The sequence below is a fragment of the Peptoniphilus stercorisuis genome, from assembly GCF_017874395.1.
Classification (GTDB): Bacteria; Bacillota; Clostridia; order Tissierellales; family Peptoniphilaceae; genus Anaerosphaera; species Anaerosphaera stercorisuis.
This window is the reverse complement of sequence record NZ_JAGGLJ010000006.1, coordinates 1-20,896: the sequence shown is the minus strand read 5'-3', so window position 1 is coordinate 20,896 and position 20,896 is coordinate 1. Positions and strand designations below refer to the sequence as shown.

Below are 20,896 nucleotides of genomic sequence, written 5' to 3'. Positions count from 1 at the left end.
AAAAAATATGGAAAACGAAAAAACTTGCGGATGCGGAAACAATCACGAACACAATCACAATCACGAATGTGGATGTGGACATGATCACAACCATGACCACGACCATGAATGTGGATGCGGACATGACCATGAAAGTGAAGAATTTGATACAATTGTATTAACACTTGATGATGATTCAGAACTTGAATGTATAGTAATTGGAACTTTTGATTTTGAAGAAAAATCATATATGGCACTTCTTCCATCAAATGAAGCAGATGGAGATGAAGTATTCTTATATGAATTTGAAGAAATAAATGAAGAAGAAATAGATCTTAAAGTAATAGAAGATGATGCAACATTTGAAAAAGTTAGCAATGAATTTGAAGAACTTTTTATGGAGGAAGAGTGATAGAATTGAATACTAATTTTCAACTAGAATCAACAAATGGCAAGATTGTAAGTCTTGAAGATTTTAAGGGGAAATATTTAGTACTATACTTTTATCCAAGAGATAACACTAAGGGATGCACAATAGAGGCAAATGAATTTTCAGAAAAGTATTTAGAGTTTGAAAAATTAGATGCTGAAGTTGTGGGAATTAGTAAAGATACAATAAAAAGTCATTTAAGATTTAAAGAAAAGGAGAATATACCCTTTGATTTATTAGCTGATCCAGAAAGAGCTGTTCATAAACAGTATGAAGTTTTAAAAGCAGCTAAGATGTATGGAAAAGATGTAATCAAAACAATAAGAAGTACTTTTGTTTTTGATAAAGATGGAAATCTTATAAAGGAATTTAGAGATGTAAAGCCATCTAATCACGCAGAGGAAGTCTTAGAGTATATAAAAAGTTTATGATTTATAGGGAATATTCAAAATTTTTAGTTGAAACTTTTGGGGAAAAAGTTTATAAACTGCCAATAAAACTAAACCTCACATGTCCTAATAGAGATGGGACATGTGGAGTTGGTGGCTGTATCTTCTGTGGAGAAGAAGGTGGAAGTTTTGAAAATAATGAGGGAAGTATTAGCGAGCAATTATTAAAAGATCAAGAAAAAATTAAAAAAAGATACAAAGCTAATAAATATATTGCATACTTTCAAAACTTTACTAATACTTATTTGGACTTTGATAAATTCAAAGACAATATCAATGAATGTTTAATAGATGATATTGTTGGAATATCAATATCTACAAGACCAGATTGTCTAGAGGATAAGTATTTAGATTTTCTAGAAGAAATAAATAAAAGTAGAATGATTACACTAGAAGTAGGACTTCAAAGTGCAAATTATCATACTTTGAAAAAAATAAACAGAGGACATGGCTTAGCAGAATTTATAGATGCCTCAATAAGGGCTCATAAAAGAGGACTTCGAGTTTGTGCACATATAATTTTAAATTTACCATGGGATAATGAAGATGATGTAATAGAAACAGCACACATTTTAAACGCTCTGGGCATAGAGGAAGTAAAACTTCATGCATTATATATTGTTGAAGGGACAAAACTTGCCCAAATGTATAAAAAGAGCGAGATCGAAATCATTTCTTTGGAAGAATACAAAGAAAGAGTAATACTTTTTTTACAACATTTAAATAAAGATGTTGTGGTCCAAAGGATTATAGGTAGAGCTCCTGAGGAGAATTCACTTTTTTGTAATTGGAATACATCTTGGTGGAAAATCAGAGATGATATAGTTTCAAAAATGGAGGAGGAAAATCTCTATCAGGGTCAATATAACGAAAGGATTGATTAAAATGATTAAGTATATTTTAGGAGCAAAAGGCGCAGGAAAAACAAGATGGTTAATTGAAAATGCTAATGAAGATATTAAATCAGGAAATGGAAATATTGCTTTTGTTGAAGTAGATGACGATCATATATTTAGTTTGGATTATAATGTAAGACTTATTAATGCAACTGATTATAGATTAAATAATGTTGAAGCTTTTTATGGATTTATCTGTGGGTTAATGGCAATGGATTATGACTTAGAGAAAATTTATATTGACGGTATTTATAAGGTATTACCTTTAGATATAGAAGAACTTGAATATATAAAAAATAAACTTGAAAGAGTAGACGAAATTAAAAATAGAAAGATATATATTAATGTGGATTATTTATTAGAAGATATGCCAAATTCATTAAAAGATAGTGCTATTGAAGTTACTCCACAATAATAAGGAGAACAAATGAAGGGTAACAAAAATAATAAAGAGAAATTTGTAAGAGTTATTGCCTTTACAATGGCAGTTTTAATGGTTCTTCCAATAGTATTGCAACTTATGTATTAGATTGGGTGTTATATAGTGGGTTTAATTAAAAAAAAGGATAGTTTTGAAGATTTTATGAGACATAGATCCTTTTTAATAGAAAAATATAGTAATGGAGATATAAGTAAAAGAGATTTTTTACAATATAATTATGATTACTTTGTATCAGTAAATGCAAGACCTTATATAAAAATAGATTCCTATGAAAAGGGAATGTATAATTATCAATATTATAATGGACTTGCAAAGTATTATAGAATGCTTGCTAAGGAAGTAAGAAATACTAAAAAACACTCTAAATATTATAATTACTATTTAAACTTGGGAAATAAATATTATGATAATAAGGATGAAAGTGCCTTGGATATTTTAAAATTTCAAAAATTTGAAAATATTGAATGCTATTTCATATCTTGTGATTCAAAGGCTTTAGAAGATAGTTTATATGAAATAGTTTTAAAAGATAAAAAAGAAGCTATATTTCATTCTAAATCTGAAGAATTATTAGATATTTTAAAACAAAAACAATTGTTTTACCCAGAAAAAAGAGAATCTTTAATATCTGAATATATAAATGAAAGATATTAAAAAAGAGGCTTATTAGATTAAGCCTCTTTTTTTTAATGTATTTAATTATTCACTTAAAAGCATTTCTCCAATAGTATATACATCTCCTGCACCCATAGTTACAGCGATATCATCTTTAGATAGATTTTCTTTTAAATATTTTACAATATCTTCAAAGTTTTCTATATAACATGCTTTATTTCCATTTTTAACAAGAGCATTACATAAAGTTTTAGAGTGGATATCTCCATAATCTTTTTCACGAGCAGCATATATATCAGTAATAATAGTTACATCTGCTTCGTCAAAGGATTTTGAAAAACTATCTAGTAATAATTTTGTTCTTGTAAAAGTATGTGGTTGGAAAATACAATATAGATTTCCCTTACAACCTTTTTTAAGGGCATTTAAAGTAGCTTTAATTTCAGTAGGATGGTGAGCATAGTCATCCATAATAATAGAGTCTTCATACATACCTTTAAACTCTAGTCTTCTATGAACTCCTTTATATTCATGAATTCCCTTTAGAGCATCTTCTACTGATATATTATTTTCAACAGTAGCAGAAATAGCTGCAAGTGAATTATAAACATTATGAACTCCCATTATAGAAAGCTCAACTTTTCCTTTAAACTCATTATCTATAAATAGATCATAACAAGGGAAACCATCATTTGAAAAATCTAGATTTTTAGCCATATATTTTGCATCATTATTAATAGCAAAAGTTATAATATTACAATTATTTCTTTCTAAAAGAGATCTAGTATTTTCATCATCAATATTTAATAATAATTTATCATTTTTAGTAAGATTATTAGCATAACCTTTAAATGTATTTATAATATGTTCAATATTATCGAAAAAGTCTAAATGATCTTCGTCAATATTTAAAATAATAGCAGTAGTAGGATAGTATTTTAAAACATTTGCTTTATATTCACAAGCTTCAGTTAAAAATAGTTCCTTATTTCCAAGTTTTACATTTCCATTTATATCATCAAGTTGACCACCAAGTAAAATAGTTGGATTGCTATCTAATCCTTTTATAATCTCAGCAATCATAGAAGTAGTAGAAGTCTTTCCATGAGTACCAGATACAGCAATGGAGTTTTTATAATTTTTCATTAAAGCTCCTAAAAGTGAAGCTCTATCTATAATGTCAATTTTTTCTTTAATTGCTGCTTTTAATTCTTCATTATCTAAGCTAATTGCATCTGTATATACAATAAGATCTGCACCTTCTATATTTTCTTTTGAGTGAAAATTGTAAATTTTAGCACCATTTTTTTTAAGTCTTTCAATAATTATACTGTCTTTAGCATCACTGCCTGATACAGTATATCCTTCAGAAATCATTATCTCAGCAAGACCACTCATAGAAATTCCGCCTATTCCAATAAAGTGAATATGATTATATTTATGTGCATCTATTAAAAATTCAAACATTTTATCCTCCAAACTAGATTAAACCAATTAATCTCTAAAATAATTAACATAGTAATTATAACATTAAAAAGGGAAAAGTTAAAAAATAAATTTAAAAGTGAAATATTTGTAAAATTTACTAGGAAAATGTTTTTATTAGCTATAAAAAGGGAAGATATAACTATAGGTTAGTATTTAGTATTTGTACTAATTTTGTAAACTTATAACTAAGCTCTTTTAAAGAGTTACATATTATATTAATGGGTATTAATTAATTGTAGCTAAAAAACTTTCTTAAATTAGAGAAATAAGTTTTTGTAGCGAAAAAGTAACAAAATTTAGTGCTTATATAGTATAATAGACATATGATAAATAATATAAGGTGGTGAAGTATTCAGTGGAAATTACTGACGTAAGAATTAGAAAATTGCCTAATGAAGGCAAAATGAAGGCCATCGTATCTGTTACATTTGATGAAGAGGTTGTAATACATGATATCAAAATCATTGAAGGAGCAGAATCTTTATTCATAGCGATGCCAAGCAGAAAATTACCAAATGGAGAATTTAGAGACATTGCACATCCAATTAACGCTGATGCTAGAAAGAAAGTGGAAGATGCAGTTTTTGCTAAGTATGAAGAAATTCTAAAAGAAACAGATGTAGAAGACTATCAAAGTGAAGAGTGATATAGATTTTACAACAAGAATTTCATAATAAAAAGCCCTTAAAGGGCTTTTTTTAGTTGTAAATTAAAGTTTTTTTATATTCATTTGGAGTAAGTCCAACATATTTTTTAAAAGTAGTTGAAAAATGTGACTGAGAAGAAAAACCACAGTCAAAAGATATAAATTCTAAAGTCTTTTTATTTTCTTCTATAAGTTCTTTTGCTCTATTTACTCTTTGTAAATTAATATACTCGCAAAACTTATATCCTGTTTGAACTTTAAATAGATGACAGAGATAGTTTCTTGAAATATGAAGTTTATTTGCAACTCCTTGTAGAGTGAGTTTTTTATTAAAATTATTATTAATATATTCAAGAGCATCTTCTATAAGTTCGTGATCATTTTGTTTTAATACAGAAGTAAATTTATTAGAATATCCTCTTACTATTTTTTCTCCAAAGTATAAAAGATTATCAAAATTATCTTCTTTATTTATGTATTCGTTATTTTTAAGAGCAAAAGTCTCTAAGTCTTTATTATATTTCATTAAAAAATAAGTGTATAAAAATATATTTAAGCTTTTTAAGAAATCTTTCATATTTTTCTTGTTACTTACATACTTAAAAATATCTTTGTGGTAAATATCAATTGCTTTTGAAATTGTATTTGGTCTAGTAAGATTTGCTAGAGCTAAATGGTTTAACATAATAACACTCCTTTAAATTATTGTAAATTTATATAAAACTTATTAAGTAACTCATATTATAATAGAGATGTAAATGATAGTAAATATCAAATAAAACATAAATTAAAAATGGAGGACATAATATGAGTAAAATAAATGTAATATATTGGAGTGGAACAGGTAATACAGAAAGAATGGCTGAAGCTATTGTAAAAGGTGCAAAAGATGAAGGTGCTGATGTAAATTTAATACCAGTTTCTGCAGCTACAGAAGAAGATGTTAAAAATGCAGATAAATTGGCCTTTGGATGTCCTGCTATGGGTGCTGAGGAACTAGAAGAGGGAGAAATGAGACCTTTTATGGACAAGGCAAACACTCTTATCTCAGGTAAGAAAGTTCTTCTTTTTGGGTCCTATGAATGGGCTGATGGAGAATGGATGAGATTATGGCAAGAAGAGATTGAGGATACAGGAGCGAATTTAATTGTAGATGGTTTTATTGCCTATGATAATCCTGATGAAGATGCAATTGATGAATGTATTTCTTTAGGTAAAGAATTAGCTAGGGCATAATATGAAAGATTATCTTCTAAAGTTTTATGAAAAAATAAAAGATTATAATGATTATGATTATTTGAAAGTTATGATAAGATTTTATTCTGCTCCAACTTTAGCTAATTTAAAAGTATCTTCAATGATAAATCTAACTAATACACAAAGAGATTTAAAAGATTTATGGATAAAATATAGGGAAGAATTTAAAAGTGAACTAAAATTTGAATACATAGAATTAAAAGAAAGTAAAAACTCAATTTTAATTCTAATATATAATAAAGAAAATTTAGAAAATACTTTAAAGGATTCTGAAATTCGTGATTTTTTAAAAAGTTTTAATTATTTAAAAACAAATAATATTTATGAAGATTTAAAAAAATTAAAATCTAGATTTAATAAGCAAGGTATTTGCCCAAATGAAGTTGGTATTTTTCTAGGATATCCTTTAGAAGATGTTAGGGATTTTCATTGTTGCAATAAAGAATGTAAATTAACAGGATATTGGAGATGCTATAATAATGAAAAATGGGCAAGAAAAGAGTTTGAAAAGTATGACTATCAAAAAATAAAAATAATAAATGAAGTTTTAAATAGTAAAAGAAGAGTAGGATAATCTACTCTTTTTTTAATTTGATTTTACAATGCAAATTTTTATAGTAAAATAGTAATAAGTATGAAACTTGTGAATAAATGGAGATGACAAAATGATATTAGATAAATTAAGAGAAAAAATGAAAGATGAAAATATAGACTATTATATTATTCCAACACTAGATCCACATGGCTCTGAATATTTACCAGATTATTATAGAGAAAGAGCTTTTATAACAGGATTTACAGGATCTGCTGGAACGGCTGTAGTGTCAAAAGACAAAGCTTATTTATGGACAGATGGAAGATATTTTATACAAGCCCAAAGACAAATAGAAAACACTGGATTTGAACTTATGAAAATGGGTGAAGAAGGTGTATTAACATATACTGAATGGATAAAAGAAAATATTAAAGACAATGAAGTAGTTGGACTTAATGCAAAATATTATCTTCAAAATAGTTATGATTCTCTAGAAAGTGCTTTAAAAGACAAGAGTATAGAAATCAAAGATATAGATTTAATAAAAGATTTATGGACTAATAGACCAAATCTTCCAAAGGATAAGATATTTATTCATGATATTAAATTTGCTGGAAAATCAATTGAAGAAAAAATTAGCGAACTTAGAAATAGTATGAGAGAAAAAAATGCTGATTTAACTATTATTACATCTCTTGATGATATAGCTTGGCTTTTTAATATAAGATGTAATGATATAGAAAATACACCTGTTGCTATTTCTTATGCAATAGTTGAAAGAGATAAGGCCTATTTCTTTGTAGATAAGGATAAATTAACTGATGAAGTTGTAAAACATTTAAATCAAGAGGCAGAAATTTTTGAGTATGATGAAATTTTTGATTTTGTAAAAAATTATAATAATAAAAATATATATGTAGATAAAAATAGAATTAATAATAAATTATATAGTAATTTAAATTCTTCAAATAATATAATATCAGGAAGAAATTTAACAGAATTTTTAAAAGGAATTAAAAATGATATTGAGCTTACTAATCAAAGAAAAACTAGTATAAGAGATGGAATTGCAGTAACTAAATTTATATACTGGCTTAAAAATGAAGTTAAAAAAAGAGAAATTTCAGAAATTGAAGCTTCTGAAAAACTAAGAAGTTTTAGAGAGGCTTTAGAAAACTTTGTAGATGATAGTTTTGGAACAATAGCAGCTTATAAAGAAAATGCAGCTATGGCTCATTATACTGCAACAGAAGATAATTATTCTATGATCAAAGATAAAGGATTTTTATTAGTAGATTCAGGAGCTCAATATTTAGATGGAACTACTGATATTACAAGAACAATTGCACTTGGAGAATTAAATAGTGAAGAAATTAGAGATTTTACTTTAGTTTTAAAATCACATTTAGCTTTAATGAGTGCTAAATTTTTAAAAGGAACTACAGATAGATCTTTAGATATTATTTCTAGATATCCTCTATGGAAAGAAAATGAAGATTATAAACATGGAACAGGCCATGGCGTTGGATATTTTTTAAATGTTCATGAAGGACCTCATTCTATAAGCCAAAGAGGAGAAGGAATTCCTATGGAAGTTGGTATGGTAGTATCTAATGAACCAGGAATTTACAAAGAGGGAAAACATGGAATAAGAACAGAAAATATTATTGAAGTTGTAAAGGATATTAAAAATGCAAATGGAGAATTCTATAAATTTAATACAATTTCCTTTGCACCAATAGATATTGATGCAATAGATGTAAATATTTTAAGTGAAGAAGAAATAAATGAATTAAATGAATATCATGAAGCTGTTTATAATAATTTATCTAATTATTTACAAGATAATGAAAAAAATTGGCTAAGAGAAGTTACTAAAAAAATAAAAAGGTGATATATTGGAAAATCTAGAAACTAGATTAAAACAATTACCAGATAAACCAGGCGTCTATATAATGAAGGACAGTCTTGATAATATAATATATGTTGGAAAGGCAAAGTCATTAAAAAAACGTGTAAGGCAGTATTTTGGATCCTATGGAAAATCAACTATGAAAGTGCAGTCCATGGTATCTAATATTGCTGATTTTGAATATATTATTGTAGAAAATGAAGTTGAATCTTTAATTTTAGAAAGTAATTTAATTAAGGACAATCACCCTAAATATAATATTTTATTAAGAGATGATAAACAATATCCCTATATTAAGGTTACGACAAATGAAAAATATCCAAGAGTTTTAAAAACTAGAATGGTACTAAAGGATAAGGCTAAATATTTTGGGCCCTATCCTGCAGTTACTGCTGTAAATGAATCTATTGATGTTTTTCATAAATTATATCCGCTTAGGACTTGTAATTTAAATTTAAGTAAAAATCTTGGAAATTATAGACCTTGTTTAAATTATTTTATTAAAAGATGTCTTGCACCTTGTCAGGGAAATATAGATGAGGATTTTTATAATAATATGATAAATGACATTGTGAGATTTTTATCTGGAAAAGATAGTAGTATAATAAAACAACTTGAGGACTTAATGAAAGAGTCTTCTAAAAATCTAGAATTTGAAAAAGCTGCCGAATACAGAGATAATATAAAATCATTAGAACTCCTTAGTGAAAAACAATTAATTACAAAAACTGATTTAAGTGAAAATCAAGATATAATAGCTATGGCTAAGGGAATTGATGAGGTTTTAATTCAAATATTTTTTGTAAGAGGTGGAAAGACTATTGGTAGGGAGCATTATTTTATGAAAGATTATTATAATGCATCTGCTGAAGAGATATTATCTTCTTTTATCAAACAGTTTTATAGTGGATCTGCATTTATTCCAAAGGAATTAATAATAGAATCAGAGATTGAAGATAAAGAAGTCCTAGAAGAGTGGCTTAGTTCTAAAAAATCTCAAAAGGTAAGTATTATAGTTCCAAAAATTGGTGAGAAAAAAGATTTAATTAGACTAGTTAAGACAAATGCACTTGATATGTTAAATAAATATGGAGATAAATATGCTAAGAGAATGGAATCTAATAGACTTGCTTTAGAGGAAATTCAAGAAAAAATTTCTCTTCCAACTTTTCCAACTAGAATTGAGGCCTATGATATTTCTAATATTTCAGGTGTTGAGTCTGTTGGTTCTATGGTAGTTTTTGAAAATGGAGAGTCTAAAAAAAGTGATTATCGAAAATTTAAAATAAAAACCGTAGAAGGACCTAATGACTATGCATCAATGAGAGAGGTTTTAGAAAGACGTTTTTTAAGAGGAATTAATGAAAAAAATAATAAGGAAGATTCATCTTTTTCAAGATTTCCTGATTTAATAATGATGGATGGTGGAAAGGGACAGGTAAATATTGCTAAGGAAGTATTAGAGGAAATTGGCGTAGATATATTTGTCTGTGGACTTGTAAAGGATGATTTTCATACTACAAGAGGAATAATTTTTGACAATGAAGAATATGAACTTGATATTAATTCAAGGGGATATAAATTAATATATAAAATTCAAGAGGAAGCTCATAGATTTGCAATAAATTACCATAGATCTTTAAGAACAAAATCTATGTTTAAATCAGAACTAGATGATATAGACTTAATAGGTCCAAAGAGAAAACAGAATTTGATGAAACATTTTAAATCTATTGAAAAAATAAAAAATGCAACAGTAGATGAATTAAAAGAAGTAGAATCTATGAATGTAAATGCTGCAATAAAAATTTATGAACACTTTCATGGAGGAAAAAATGGATAATAGTATTCGATTAAGCCAGTTAATAGAGGATTTAGAATTAGAAAAAATTTATGTATCTGACAATTATAGAAAAGTTGAGATTGTATCTGGTGAAATAAATAGACCAGGACTTCAATTTATAGGATATTATAAAAATTTTCTACCAGAGAGAATTCAAATAATAGGAGAGCAGGAATGGGAATATCTTGATGATTTAAAATCAGAGGAAAGATATAAAACTATGAAGATGTTTTTTTCATATAAAATACCTGCATTAGTAATATCGGGAAATCACTGGATACATGATGAAATAATAGAACTTGCTAGAGAGAGAAATATAAGTATTTTAAAAACTAAATATTCTGTTTCGAAATTTGCAAGTATTTTACAAAATTACACTTCTGTTGAATTTGCACCTACTATAAGAAGACATGGAGTTCTTTTAGATGTCTATGGTGTTGGAGTTTTAATTACTGGCAAATCAGGAATAGGAAAATCAGAAGCAGCACTGGATTTAATTACAAAAGGAGCTGCAAAGCTAATTTCAGATGATTCTGTAATAATACGAGAGGTTGAGAATAGACTAATAGGAAGTTCTCCAAGAATAACTCAATATTTCATGGAAATAAGAGGTGTTGGAATAATAGATATTCAAAAACTTTTTGGAATAGGATATATTATGGAAGAAAAAGAAATTGAAATGGTAGTTCACTTAGAGGATTGGGACAGTGAAGAAGAATATGAAAGACTTGGTATAGAAAATGATTATGAAGAAATATTAGGTAAAAAAGTTGCCAAATATACTCTTCCAATTAAACCAGGTAGACATATAGGACTTATAATAGAAGTTGCGACTAAAAATTATAAACAAAAAGAAATGGGATATAATGCAGCTGATGAGTTAAATAAAAGAATATTAGAAGAATCAATAGAAAGACGTAAAAAAAATAAATAATAAAAAGAGAGATTTAGTGAATTCTAAGTCTCTTTTTTATTTATAAAAATGAATATATTATTTAAGAATACATTATATGGGTATAAAGAATTGTATAAAAAATATATCGTTATTTGCTTAAATAAATTGATAACTTAAGGAGGAAAAACTTGAAAAAGAAATTAATACCAATATTAGCTCTTTCTTTAGTACTTAGTGCCTGTGGTGCAAGTAATTCTAATAATTCGGGAGCTAAATCTAGTGGAAATGGCAGTGAGGATACAATTAAAATTGGGGGAATAATACCTAAAACTGGTGCAGCAGCTGTCTATGGAAATACAGCTGAAAATGGTATTAAACTTGCTATTGAAGAAATTAATCAATCAGGTGGAGTAAATGGAAAAGAAATAGAATATGTTTCTGAAGATGATAAGGGTGATCCTACAGAGTCAGTTACAGTTTATAATAAATTAATGGAAGAAGATGTAAGAGCTATTATAGGACCTATTACATCAAAACCTGCTCAAGCTGTTGCAGACAACTCTACAGATGATAATATAGCAATTATTACTCCAACAGGAACTATGGACTCTATAACAGAAGGTAAAGACAATGTATTTAGAGCTTGCTTTACAGATCCACTACAAGGAGAAATTTTAGCGAATTTTGCAGCAGACAATTTAAAAGTAAAAAAAGTTGCAGTTTTAAGAAATACATCTAATGATTACTCAAATGGAGTAGCAGATAAATTTATAGAAGTTGCCAAAGAAAAATCTTTAGAAATAGTAGCAGATGAAGGTTATGGTGAAAATGATATAGATTTTAAAGTTCAACTTACTAATATAAATAAAAAATCACCAGATCTTATATTAGTTCCAGAATATTATGAAAAAGATGTTTCTATAGCAGGTCAAGCTAAAGAACTTGGAATAAAATCTAAAATTATAGGACCTGATGGATGGGATGGAGTTTTAGCAACAGTTGCAAAGGGATCAGAAGACACATTAGAAGGTATTTATTTTACAAATCACTACGCAGTAGATGATGAAGCTGAAAATATTCAAAATTTTGTAAAAAAATATGAAGAAAAATACAATGAAAAACCATCAGCTTTTGCAGCATTAGGATATGATACTGTTTATATTTATAAAGAAGCTTTTGAAAATGCAAAATCAGATTCAAAAGAAGATCTTATAAGTGCAATAAAAGAAGTCCAATATAATGGAATTACAGGAAATCTTAAATTTGGAGAAAATAACAATCCTATAAAGTCAGCTGCAATAATAAAAATAGAAAATGGAAAATATGTATTTGATTCAGTAATAGAAACAAAGTAAAATTTACAAAATATGATAATAAAGCAGCGAACTTTGCTGCTTTTTTTAATAGGAGGAATTTATGGGATTTTTACTTCAAATAATAAATGGATTACAAATAGGATCTATATACGCCCTTGTAGCCTTGGGATATACGATGGTATATGGAATAGCCCTTCTTATAAATTTTGCTCATGGTGAAATAATAATGATAGGAGCATATACAACAGTATTTTCAATACAATATATATTAATGAAAAACGGACTTCCTTTTTATCTTGCAATAGTTCCAGTTGTTATAGTTTGTACAATTCTTGGAATATTAATAGAAAGACTTGCTTATAAACCACTTAGAAATAGTCCTAAAATATCTAATTTAATAACTGCAATAGGAGTAAGTTTATTGCTTCAAAATATTGTAATGAAATCACTTGGAGCTAATGCAATAGCAGTACCTCAAATATTTAATATTAATCCAATTACAATAGGTAATATAAATATTTCCTTTACAACAGTATTTACTATAATTGTAACTTTAGCTTTAACAGTATTTTTACAACTATTTATGAAAAAGACAAAATATGGTAGAGCAATGATAGCAACTAGTGAAGATTATAGTGCAGCAGAACTTGTTGGAATAAATGTAGATACAACACTTATGCTTACCTTTGCAATAGGATCATCTCTTGCAGGAGTTGCATCTATTTTATATGTAGCAGCATATCCACAAGCAAGTCCTCTAATGGGTTCTATGCTTGGAATAAAAGCCTTTACTGCAGCAATAATTGGAGGAATTGGATTAATCCCTGGAGCAGTATTAGGAGGTTTAGTACTTGGAATAGTTGAAGCTTTAACAAGAGCTTATATATCTAGTAGACTTGCTGATGCAATAGTATTTGGACTTTTAATAGTTGTTTTATTAGTAAAGCCAACGGGACTACTTGGAAAAAACAGAAAAGAGAAAGTGTAGGTGTGAAATGGACAGACAGAGAAAAGGAATATATATATTAATATTTTTAATACTAGCTCTATTTTATATAGTAATAACAGGGCTTTTTAAAATAGGAATTATAAATAAATATGCACTTTCTGTATTGAGAATAGTATGTATAAATATAATACTTGCAGTTAGTTTAAATATTACTGTTGGAAATCTAGGGCAAATTACATTAGGACATGCAGGATTTATGTCAATAGGTGCATATACAGCAGCACTTTTTACAAAGGCTGCATTAGTACCAGGGATTTTTGGATATTTTATAAGTTTATTTTTAGGAGGAGTAATAGCATGTATTATTGGAATTATAATAGGAATACCAGCTCTTAGATTAAAGGGAGATTATTTAGCTATTGTAACTCTTGCCTTTGGAGAGATTATTAGAGTTTTAATTGAATATTTTGACTTTACAGGAGGAGCTCAGGGAATAAGCGGAATAAACAAAATGCAAAATTTTGGAATAATATATTTAATTACATGTATTTCAGTAGTGCTTATGTTTTCAGTAATGACATCAAGACATGGAAGAGCGGTACTTGCCATTAGAGAAGATGAAATAGCAGCAGAAAACACAGGGATAAATGTAACTTATTATAAGACCTTTGCCTTTGCACTATCTGCATTTTTTGCAGGAATAGCTGGTGGAATTTATGCTCATAATATAGGTGTAATAGGAGCTAAGGTATTTGATTACAATAAATCCTTTGATATTTTAGTAATGGTAGTACTTGGTGGAATGGGATCTTTTACAGGTGCTGTAATATCTTCAACTATATTAACTGTAATTCCAGAATTTTTAAGACAGTTTGCAGCTTATAGAATGATAATATATTCATTACTTTTAATAATTATAATGATTTTCAAACCAGAGGGATTACTTGGAAGAAAAGAATTTTCTCTAACTGGATTTATAAATAAAATATCAAATAGAAAGAAATCAGGTGATAAATCATGAAAAAAGTTTTAAGTTGTAATGATGTTGGAATTAGTTTTGGTGGTTTAAAAGCTGTTTCTAATTTTAATTTAGATATATATGAAGGGGAATTAGTTGGTTTAATAGGTCCAAATGGAGCAGGAAAAACTACAGTATTTAATATGATTACTGGAGTTTATAAACCAACTGAAGGAGAAATATTATTAAATGAAAATAAAATAGATAATCTTTCATCAAATAAGATAGTAGAAAAAGGTATAGCAAGGACATTTCAAAATATAAGATTATTTGGATATTTATCTGTACTTGATAATGTAAAAATAGCTTGTAATAAAGATATGGAATATTCAATATTACAAGGAATGTTTAGGACTAAAAAGTATTGGAAAGAAGAACAAGAAACTACAATTAGAGCTATGGAAATATTAAAAATATTTGGGCTTGATAGATATCAGTATTTTAGTGCAAATTCACTATCCTATGGACAGCAAAGAAAACTTGAAATAGCAAGAGCTATTGCTACAAATCCATCACTTTTACTATTAGATGAGCCAGCAGCTGGTATGAATCCAACAGAAACAGAGGATCTAATGGAAACTATTAAATTTATAAAAGAAAAATTCAATATATCTATACTTTTGATCGAACATGATATGAAACTTGTGCTTGGAATTTGTGAAAGACTTATGGTTTTAAATTATGGTCAAATACTTGCTAAGGGAGATCCAATAGAAGTTATTAATGATAAAAAAGTAATAGAGGCATATTTGGGAACAGGTGGTGAGTAGATGCTTAAATTAGAAAATTTACATGTTTATTATGGTAATATTCATGCAATTAAAGGAATAGATTTAGAAGTACAAGAGGGAGAAATAGTTAGTCTAATTGGAGCAAATGGTGCAGGAAAAACTACAACACTTCAAAGTATATCAGGACTTATTCCCTCGAAAGATGGAAGTGTTGTTTTTGAAGGTGAAAATATAGAAAAAAGAAAAGCTCATTTAATAACAAAACTTGGCATAGCTCAAGTTCCAGAAGGAAGAAGAGTTTTTACAGGACTTAGTGTATTAGATAATTTAAAATTAGGAGCTTTTTTAATAAATGATACTAAAAAAAACATAGAAAAAGACATAGAAGATATATATGAAAAATTCCCTGTATTAAAAGAGAGAAAAAACCAACTAGCAGGAACATTATCAGGTGGAGAACAACAAATGTTAGCTATGGGGCGTGCCCTTATGAGTAGACCAAGGCTACTTCTATTAGATGAACCATCAATGGGACTTTCGCCACTATTTGTAGATAAAATATTTGATGTAGTAAAGGAATTAAATAAAACAGGAACTACAATTCTTTTAGTTGAACAAAATGCAAATATAGCTCTTTCAATTTCTGATAGAGCCTATGTACTTGAAACTGGAAAAATTGTAAAATCTGGAGATGCGAAAATTTTATTAAAAGACAGCTCTATAAAAGAAGCTTATCTTGGAGCATAAAAAAAGCCCTATATAGGGCTTTTAATTTTTTATTCAACTAAAGAAACGACATCTTTATTATTTTCATTATTTGTTGGTTTTTCTTTATTATCTTCTTCTATATTTTCTTTAGTTTTATTAATATCAATAATAGTAACTTCTCTAAGACTATTATTATATTCTATTTCCATACCTAGATTTTCTGCAACAAATCTAATAGGTACAAAAGTTCTATTACTTTTAACTACTGCTGGAGAATCTATTGCTTTTTCTTTTCCATTAACTTTAATAGTTTTATTATTAATTGGAATTTCTATTATCTTGTCATCATATTTTATAGTTGCAATACGAGCTTCATTATTCCAAGAAACTTCTCCATCAAGTGCAGATACAATAAATCTAATAGGTACAAAAGTTCTATTGTCCTTTATAAAAGGAGCAGCATCCATATTTTTATTTTCACCATTAATAGAATAGGATTTATTATTAATTTTCATTTTAATAACTTTAGAATTAATATCATTAAGTCTAATACTAGATGATTTATCTCCTGCTGAAATAGTAACCTTAGCACTAGCATTATCATTTAAAGAATTAACTTTTAAAACACCATTATTAAACTCTCCATCAAAACCATCTATTTGGTATTTTAAAACACTAGGATCAAGTAAAACTTCTTTTTTGTTTTTAAGTTTTGCTTTAACTGTAAAATTAACAGTATCTTCACTATTTATTTTTGTCTTATCAGAAGATACAATTAAACTTTCAACAAAGTCAAAATCATGAACATTTACTTTTTTAGTAGATCTAACTCCATTATTAGTTACAAGAGTAATATCAACTTCACCAGTATGTCTAGCTAAGAAATTTGTAATATTCCAAGCTGCTTCATCTTCATTAGAGTCAAATAAGTCATAAGTCATAGTATTAGGATCTACAGGCTTATAATTTTCATCCCAAGCAGATTTAATAGTAAAATCAGCACTTTGTCCAATAATCATATCATCAGGGCCATTTATTTTAATTCCAACTGCAGGTCCAGTTTCCTTAACAGTATTAAAAATACCAATTCCATTTACAACAGCTCTTTCAGCGCCATTTCTTTCAGGATTGATAATCTTACTTTGATTAGATTCACCAAGATTTTTAACTACCATCGTAGTAGAACCACCACCATCAAGATTAACTGCAATATCACAACCTATAGATTTCATGAAATTTGATAAATTATCAAGACTCATTCCAGCACTTCTTTTAGTTCTAGCTTCAGCAGAAGCAATATAAAGCTTCTTACCATCTTTAGAAAGTCCTGCTGCAGTTCTTGCACGAACTCCACCTAAAACATTTATATCTTTAGTATAGGGAACCTTCTGTCCATTATTTACAAGAAGAGCATGTCCACCTATTAAAAATTTCCAGTTTCTATCAGGAGAAATAGAATAGTCAATATTTAATTTATCTCCTATTTTACTATTTTGTAATATAAAATCTTTAGCAACTCCATCAACTTGCATAATCATCTTAGAATCAGGAACAGGGAATGGAAAACTTTTGTTTTCGCTAATTTGTTCAATAACTCCATTAGAATTTATAAGTATTTCTGTATTTTTCTTATCTCCTCTTGTGGAAGCAGCCCAAAAATCATTATATATTTGGATTTTATTCTCATGAGAATATTCAGTACTAGGCTCATGCCAATAATAAGACTTATTTAGTCCATCAATAGGATAAGTTTTTCCATTAGGAGCAGTAACCTTCCCTTGAAATTTAATAGCTTCAATATGTCCAGTATTACTTTCATCTATTCCAAGACTATATACGCCCTCCATAACACATGGAGAACTTTGAAGATTTCCATCTACTATAGAAGGTCCCTCAGGAGTTCCTTGTAAAAGCATATTAAAAAAATCACCATTAACCATTGCCGTAGAATCGACACGACTTGCCATTTGTGATACAGTAGCTCTTTGATTATATTTTCCTTTGCCAGGAATTACAGCTATTTTTAAAAATGGATTATCTAAATCGCATTCTAAAACATTAATAATAGTTTTTTTATCTCCTTGATCTACCTTATACTCTTTTCTTATTAAACCAGGTGCTATTATTTCTGAAAAAATAGGACTAGATTCAGCGAAAGTAGTAGATACAGAAGTAAAAACTATTGATAGAGCTAAAATCAAGCTATAACAAATATTACGTAATTTTAAATTCATTAACCTTCCTCCTTATTTAAATACCTATAGATAAGTATAATAATAAATCTTAAATATCTCAAATATATATGTAATATTTAATAAAAGAATAATTGTTTCGTAACTTAAGTATAATATATGTAACATGAAAAAACTTTATATGGGTATTTATACTTACAGTTTAAAATTTGTGTAATAATATAATAGAAAGAGAAGTGATTAAATGAAATACTTAAAAGATATAAAGGTAGTTTATAAAAAAAGTTTAAGTGGTACTATATATAAAATAAAAAAGAATCCAGTAGTATTATTTTTTCCATTAATATTTAGTGTGTTAATTAGTTTATCAAATAGAGCCTTTGGATCACTGCTTCAAGTGGGAGGTTTATATATAAGTTTTTTAACGCCAGTATTATATGCATTAATTCTATCTATATATTTAGATATGCTGTCAGATTTAATGTATTATGACAGAGTTCATATTGGAAACTTCAAAAGTTCCTTTAGAAATTACTTTGGACCAATATATTCAGTTTATTTTGTGCTTATTTTAATAAACTGGGTAGTTTTAATGTTTTTTAGAAGTAGTTATTATTTAACATATATTATATGGACAGCAATATTTTTAATATTTAATCCAATAGTAGAAACTATTTATTTAAAAGATGAATCCTATATAAGTGCTTATAGCTATTGTTTGAATTTTATGAAGGATAATTTCATACACTGGCTAATACCACTAGTAGTATATGTAGGAATCCAACATTTTTTAGGTTTTTCCTTTTTAGAATATATTTCTGATGAAGCAATAATAACACTTCCAATAGGAAGAGGATTTTCTCTTGATATATTTAGAGGACCAGCAAGTTATTATATAAAATATTTAATAGTTGAAATTATTACAGGATTCTATATTATATTTAGAGGAAACTTATTTAAGATATTAAGCAATAGCACTATGAGAAAAAGACAATACATGGGAGAAATATAAATGTATATAGAAAATAAAATACAAGAAAAGTTAAAAAATATAGTATTTTTAGAATTAAAAAAAGATACAGAAATAAATGGTTACACAATCAAGAAAGATACACCACTTCCAATAAACTTAGATGATTTAATGTATGGAATAAAAGAAAAAGACTATGAAGACAATATAAATCTAGCAGAAATCAACAAGACAATAGTTTATTTATTAGGAATAGAAGAAGATTTTAAACATAGAGAAGAGTATTTAAAAATACTAAAACATTCAGTAGATGATGAATATAAGTATATATATAGTTTGGCGATTATTGCAAAACAACAAAAATCAAATTTAGATAGCTATATATATCTATTAGCTCTTAATAATATATGTGATCAAACAATAGAAGGAAGATTTGCAAAAAACAATATATTAGAAGCTCTTTATGATGAATATGCAAAAGAACTATCAGATGATGAAAAAACTAATATATTAAAACGAATAATAATAGAATATGAAAAACTAATTGCAGAAGAAAATTCCTATGCACCAGCATATTATAGATTGGGATATGTAAATAGAGCTTTAGGAAAATATATAAAATCAAAACTCTATTTTGAGAAGTTTTTAAGATTTAGTGAAAATGAAATACTAAATGAAGAAATAAGAAGTGTATTAGAAGAACTAGAAGACTATGCAAATATAGAAAGTGTAAAGACATATATTAGTTATGGTAAGTTTAACGAAGCCTATAATCTATTGTTAAAAATATCAGGATTATATCCAGTACAAGATGAAGTTCTATACTATATAGGGCTATGTCAATATAACTTAGGATTTGTAAAAGAATCTATTAAATCAATAGAAGAGGCAATAGATTTAAATAAAAACCAAGAAGAATACTACAATCAACTGGCAATAAGTAATATAGCAATAGGAAATGAAGAAAAAGCAATAAAAGTATATAAAAATGCCTTCTTTAATATAAAAGACAGTTATCTTTTAAATTACAACTTAGGAATATTGTTATTAAACCTTGGAAGAGATGAATACAAAGACTATTTAAAAAAAGCATATCAATTAAATCCAAGTGATGAACTACTAGATCTATTAGATATTAAATAAAAATAGAAAAAATGTTTAAATCCTATTGACATAAAAAGCCTAGAATGGTAAACTAATAAAAGTCAAAAAGAAATGAGAAAAAAATCTCATATTGACAATAAAAAATTAAAAAATGTTAAAAAGTTCTTGACAAAGATCTTCAGATATTTTATAATTAAAAAGCTGTTGAAGTTAGATAGTAACTAAAAGACAGCAGATAAAAAGTTTAAAAAATATAATAAAAAAGTCTTGACAAAAGATAAAAAATATTATATACTAAACAAGCTGAAAAAAACGAACAAAAAGTTTTAAGTAAGCAAAATAATAAAAAATAACTTGAGAAAAGTTCTTGACAAAAGACTTTAAAAGTTATACAATATTAAAGTCGCTAAAACAGAAGGCGACAAAAAATAACCTTGATAATTAAATAGTGTAAGAGAATAAACGAATAAACACATAGCAAATATAAAGCTTAGCGGAAATAAGTCAGTAATAGACTTGAG

21 protein-coding genes are annotated in these 20,896 nt (G+C 27.2%); 18 read left to right on the top strand and 3 right to left on the bottom strand.

The annotated features are described in order from the left end of the window. Positions 1 to 7: 7 nt before the first annotated feature. The 5 genes from J2Z71_RS03865 to J2Z71_RS03845 all read left to right on the top strand — a co-directional run bounded on the left by J2Z71_RS03865 (position 8) and on the right by J2Z71_RS03845 (position 2,850). A complete protein-coding gene (locus tag J2Z71_RS03865; protein WP_210060543.1) occupies positions 8 to 391 on the top strand; it encodes a DUF1292 domain-containing protein in 384 nt (127 codons plus the stop codon). Further along, entirely contained in the window at positions 388 to 840 is a 453-nt protein-coding gene (locus J2Z71_RS03860) for a peroxiredoxin (RefSeq protein ID WP_210060542.1), read from the top strand. Before J2Z71_RS03865 ends, J2Z71_RS03860 begins: the two co-directional genes overlap by 4 nt. Then, positions 837 to 1,742, top strand: coding sequence for a tRNA modification radical SAM protein MnmL/YtqA (gene mnmL, locus J2Z71_RS03855; protein ID WP_210060541.1), 906 nt, complete (start codon positions 837 to 839; stop codon positions 1,740 to 1,742). Before J2Z71_RS03860 ends, mnmL begins: the two co-directional genes overlap by 4 nt. A gap of 1 nt (position 1,743) precedes the next feature. Continuing rightward, on the top strand, positions 1,744 to 2,169 hold the full coding sequence (locus J2Z71_RS03850) for a hypothetical protein (RefSeq protein WP_210060540.1): 426 nt from the start codon (positions 1,744 to 1,746) through the stop codon (positions 2,167 to 2,169). Between the two features lie 129 nt (positions 2,170 to 2,298). Next, positions 2,299 to 2,850 (top strand): DUF6648 family protein, encoded by a 552-nt coding sequence (locus J2Z71_RS03845; RefSeq protein WP_210060539.1) that lies wholly within the window; start codon positions 2,299 to 2,301, stop codon positions 2,848 to 2,850. Positions 2,851 to 2,895: 45 nt separating this feature from the next. Here the strand turns inward: J2Z71_RS03845 and murC are convergent, their stop codons facing one another. Continuing rightward, positions 2,896 to 4,278 carry a UDP-N-acetylmuramate--L-alanine ligase gene (murC, locus tag J2Z71_RS03840; protein ID WP_210060538.1) on the bottom strand — a complete coding sequence of 461 codons (1,383 nt, stop codon included), beginning with the start codon at positions 4,276 to 4,278 and terminating at the stop codon, positions 2,896 to 2,898. 376 nt (positions 4,279 to 4,654) lie between these two features. On the opposite strand from murC, the gene spoVG reads away from it, so the two are divergent. Further along, complete coding sequence (gene spoVG / locus J2Z71_RS03835; RefSeq protein WP_210060625.1) at positions 4,655 to 4,945, top strand: septation regulator SpoVG; 291 nt, start codon at positions 4,655 to 4,657, stop codon at positions 4,943 to 4,945. Positions 4,946 to 4,997: 52 nt separating this feature from the next. Here spoVG and J2Z71_RS03830 read toward each other — a convergent pair whose 3' ends face one another. Next, positions 4,998 to 5,630, bottom strand: a complete 633-nt coding sequence (locus J2Z71_RS03830; protein ID WP_210060537.1) for a helix-turn-helix domain-containing protein — start codon at positions 5,628 to 5,630, stop codon at positions 4,998 to 5,000. A 122-nt stretch (positions 5,631 to 5,752) separates the two neighbouring features. Between J2Z71_RS03830 and J2Z71_RS03825 the strand changes: the two genes are divergently transcribed. From J2Z71_RS03825 to J2Z71_RS03780, 10 genes are all read left to right on the top strand, one after another. After that, positions 5,753 to 6,181, top strand: a complete 429-nt coding sequence (locus tag J2Z71_RS03825) for a flavodoxin (RefSeq protein ID WP_210060536.1) — start codon at positions 5,753 to 5,755, stop codon at positions 6,179 to 6,181. A gap of 1 nt (position 6,182) precedes the next feature. Then, positions 6,183 to 6,776 carry a DUF3793 family protein gene (locus J2Z71_RS03820; RefSeq protein ID WP_210060535.1) on the top strand — a complete coding sequence of 198 codons (594 nt, stop codon included), beginning with the start codon at positions 6,183 to 6,185 and terminating at the stop codon, positions 6,774 to 6,776. 91 nt (positions 6,777 to 6,867) lie between these two features. Next, positions 6,868 to 8,631 carry an aminopeptidase P family protein gene (locus J2Z71_RS03815; RefSeq protein WP_210060534.1) on the top strand — a complete coding sequence of 588 codons (1,764 nt, stop codon included), beginning with the start codon at positions 6,868 to 6,870 and terminating at the stop codon, positions 8,629 to 8,631. A gap of 4 nt (positions 8,632 to 8,635) precedes the next feature. Further along, on the top strand, positions 8,636 to 10,492 hold the full coding sequence (uvrC, locus tag J2Z71_RS03810; protein WP_210060533.1) for an excinuclease ABC subunit UvrC: 1,857 nt from the start codon (positions 8,636 to 8,638) through the stop codon (positions 10,490 to 10,492). Next, positions 10,485 to 11,426 carry an HPr(Ser) kinase/phosphatase gene (gene hprK / locus J2Z71_RS03805; RefSeq protein ID WP_210060532.1) on the top strand — a complete coding sequence of 314 codons (942 nt, stop codon included), beginning with the start codon at positions 10,485 to 10,487 and terminating at the stop codon, positions 11,424 to 11,426. Before uvrC ends, hprK begins: the two co-directional genes overlap by 8 nt. Positions 11,427 to 11,575: 149 nt before the next feature. Then, entirely contained in the window at positions 11,576 to 12,742 is a 1,167-nt protein-coding gene (locus J2Z71_RS03800; protein WP_210060531.1) for an ABC transporter substrate-binding protein, read from the top strand. 61 nt (positions 12,743 to 12,803) lie between these two features. Continuing rightward, a complete protein-coding gene (locus tag J2Z71_RS03795; protein ID WP_210060530.1) occupies positions 12,804 to 13,691 on the top strand; it encodes a branched-chain amino acid ABC transporter permease in 888 nt (295 codons plus the stop codon). Positions 13,692 to 13,698: 7 nt separating this feature from the next. Then, positions 13,699 to 14,673, top strand: coding sequence for a branched-chain amino acid ABC transporter permease (locus J2Z71_RS03790; RefSeq protein WP_210060529.1), 975 nt, complete (start codon positions 13,699 to 13,701; stop codon positions 14,671 to 14,673). Beyond that, positions 14,670 to 15,440, top strand: a complete 771-nt coding sequence (locus tag J2Z71_RS03785) for an ABC transporter ATP-binding protein (protein ID WP_210060528.1) — start codon at positions 14,670 to 14,672, stop codon at positions 15,438 to 15,440. The genes J2Z71_RS03790 and J2Z71_RS03785 overlap by 4 nt, the downstream gene beginning before the upstream one ends. Next, positions 15,441 to 16,148: an ABC transporter ATP-binding protein gene (locus J2Z71_RS03780; RefSeq protein WP_210060527.1), complete on the top strand. Its 708-nt coding sequence runs from the start codon at positions 15,441 to 15,443 to the stop codon at positions 16,146 to 16,148. Positions 16,149 to 16,177: 29 nt separating this feature from the next. Here the strand turns inward: J2Z71_RS03780 and J2Z71_RS03775 are convergent, their stop codons facing one another. Beyond that, complete coding sequence (locus J2Z71_RS03775) at positions 16,178 to 18,343, bottom strand: stalk domain-containing protein (protein ID WP_210060526.1); 2,166 nt, start codon at positions 18,341 to 18,343, stop codon at positions 16,178 to 16,180. A 202-nt stretch (positions 18,344 to 18,545) separates the two neighbouring features. On the opposite strand from J2Z71_RS03775, the gene J2Z71_RS03770 reads away from it, so the two are divergent. After that, the gene (locus J2Z71_RS03770; RefSeq protein ID WP_210060525.1) at positions 18,546 to 19,313 is read left to right on the top strand and encodes a hypothetical protein; all 768 of its coding nucleotides are present in this window, start codon (positions 18,546 to 18,548) and stop codon (positions 19,311 to 19,313) included. Then, complete coding sequence (locus tag J2Z71_RS03765; RefSeq protein ID WP_210060524.1) at positions 19,314 to 20,414, top strand: tetratricopeptide repeat protein; 1,101 nt, start codon at positions 19,314 to 19,316, stop codon at positions 20,412 to 20,414. Positions 20,415 to 20,896: the final 482 nt, after the last annotated feature.

Coding starts and splice junctions, on each gene's coding strand:
- J2Z71_RS03865 (WP_210060543.1), top strand. CDS start 8: ATGGAAAACGAAAAAACTTGCGGATGCGGAAACAATCACGAACACAAT.
- mnmL (WP_210060541.1), top strand. CDS start 837: ATGATTTATAGGGAATATTCAAAATTTTTAGTTGAAACTTTTGGGGAA.
- J2Z71_RS03850 (WP_210060540.1), top strand. CDS start 1,744: ATGATTAAGTATATTTTAGGAGCAAAAGGCGCAGGAAAAACAAGATGG.
- murC (WP_210060538.1), bottom strand. CDS start 4,278: ATGTTTGAATTTTTAATAGATGCACATAAATATAATCATATTCACTTT.
- J2Z71_RS03830 (WP_210060537.1), bottom strand. CDS start 5,630: ATGTTAAACCATTTAGCTCTAGCAAATCTTACTAGACCAAATACAATT.
- J2Z71_RS03825 (WP_210060536.1), top strand. CDS start 5,753: ATGAGTAAAATAAATGTAATATATTGGAGTGGAACAGGTAATACAGAA.
- J2Z71_RS03820 (WP_210060535.1), top strand. CDS start 6,183: ATGAAAGATTATCTTCTAAAGTTTTATGAAAAAATAAAAGATTATAAT.
- J2Z71_RS03815 (WP_210060534.1), top strand. CDS start 6,868: ATGATATTAGATAAATTAAGAGAAAAAATGAAAGATGAAAATATAGAC.
- hprK (WP_210060532.1), top strand. CDS start 10,485: ATGGATAATAGTATTCGATTAAGCCAGTTAATAGAGGATTTAGAATTA.
- J2Z71_RS03795 (WP_210060530.1), top strand. CDS start 12,804: ATGGGATTTTTACTTCAAATAATAAATGGATTACAAATAGGATCTATA.
- J2Z71_RS03790 (WP_210060529.1), top strand. CDS start 13,699: ATGGACAGACAGAGAAAAGGAATATATATATTAATATTTTTAATACTA.
- J2Z71_RS03785 (WP_210060528.1), top strand. CDS start 14,670: ATGAAAAAAGTTTTAAGTTGTAATGATGTTGGAATTAGTTTTGGTGGT.
- J2Z71_RS03780 (WP_210060527.1), top strand. CDS start 15,441: ATGCTTAAATTAGAAAATTTACATGTTTATTATGGTAATATTCATGCA.
- J2Z71_RS03775 (WP_210060526.1), bottom strand. CDS start 18,343: ATGAATTTAAAATTACGTAATATTTGTTATAGCTTGATTTTAGCTCTA.
- J2Z71_RS03770 (WP_210060525.1), top strand. CDS start 18,546: ATGAAATACTTAAAAGATATAAAGGTAGTTTATAAAAAAAGTTTAAGT.
- J2Z71_RS03765 (WP_210060524.1), top strand. CDS start 19,314: ATGTATATAGAAAATAAAATACAAGAAAAGTTAAAAAATATAGTATTT.